Genomic DNA, 1,351 nt, shown 5'->3' on the forward strand with positions numbered 1-1,351 from the left:
CGGGTGTGTCCGATGAACGGTGTTTCTGGGCCGGCGGTCATTAGTTGATTCGGCCTTCGAAGGCGATCGCGAACGCGTTCAGCGCTGGCTTCCACCTCGTCGCCCAGCGTGCCCTGCCCCGACCCGTCGGGTCAAGCGAGCGGGTCACGAGATAGAGACACTTCAGCGCTGCAGCATCGTTGGGGAAGTGTCCACGGGCTCTGACCGCGCGGCGGTAGCGCGCGTTGAGGGACTCGATCGCGTTCGTCGAGCAGATGATCCGGCGGATCTCGACGTCCCAGTCAAGGAACGGCACGAACTCGGACCAGGCGTTCTGCCAGAGCTTCGAGATCGCTGGATACTGCCCACCCCACTTCGCGTCGAACTCCTCGAACCGCTCACGAGCGGCCGCTTCAGTCGGAGCCGTATAGACCGGCCGGAGGTCCTTGCCCATCTCTTCCCAGTAGTGGCGTGAGGCGAACCGGAACGTGTTCCGGATCAGATGAATGATGCAGGTCTGCACCGTCGCCAGCGGCCACGCGGTGTTGATCGACTCCGGCAGCCCTTTGAGCCCGTCGCAGACGACGATGCAGATGTCCTCGGCGCCACGGTTCTTGATCTCGGTGAGGACACCAAGCCAGAACTTCGCTCCCTCACCGCCGTCGCCGGCCCAGATCCCGAGGATGTCCCTCTCCCCGTTCACCGTGACACCCACCGCGATATAGAACGGCTTGTTCCGCACTTGGCCGTCGCGGACTTTCACCACCAGGGCGTCGATGAACACGACTGGATAGACGCGATCCAATGGTCGGTTCTGCCATTCGGTCATCTCCTCGATGACCCTGTCGGTGATCCGGCTGATCGTGTCCTTGGACACGGACGCGCCATAGACGTCGTCGAAGTGCGCGGCCACCTCTCCGGTCGTCAACCCACGCGCGGTGAGCGAGAGCACGATCTCATCGACCCCGGTGAGCCGTCGCTGCCGTTTCTTGACGATCTTCGGCTCGAACGACCCCGCCCGGTCCCGCGGCACGTCGATCTCGACGGGACCAACCTCGGTCAGCACGGTCTTCGAGCGGCTGCCGTTGCGGATGTTGCCACTCTCAGCCTGCTGATGCTTCTCGTGACCGAGGTGCTCGGTCATCTCCGCCTCGAGCGCTGTCTCCAGGACCCGCTTGGTGAGTCCGTTCAACAACCCGTCGGGGCCGACGAGGTCGACACCCTGTTCCTTCGCTTGCTTCAGCAGCTGCTCCGCGAGCTGCTGCTCATCGATGATCTCTCCCGTCACAGGATCGATCATCTCGGTCGTGTCCATCACGGCCTATTCCTCTCGGTCAGGCCGACCCAGAAACACCGAAAATAAGACAGTCCC

At 63.1% G+C, this 1,351-nt stretch carries 1 protein-coding gene; it reads right to left on the minus strand.

Annotated features, from left to right (window positions below; genetic code table 11):
- Positions 1-40: 40 nt before the first annotated feature.
- On the minus strand, positions 41-1,279 hold the full coding sequence (locus ABD770_RS14935) for an IS256 family transposase (RefSeq protein WP_425562790.1): 1,239 nt from the start codon (positions 1,277-1,279) through the stop codon (positions 41-43).
- Between the last annotated feature and the right edge of the window lie 72 nt (positions 1,280-1,351).

Source organism: Microbacterium soli, from assembly GCF_039539005.1.
In the GTDB taxonomy this organism is placed as follows: Bacteria; Actinomycetota; Actinomycetes; order Actinomycetales; family Microbacteriaceae; genus Microbacterium; species Microbacterium soli.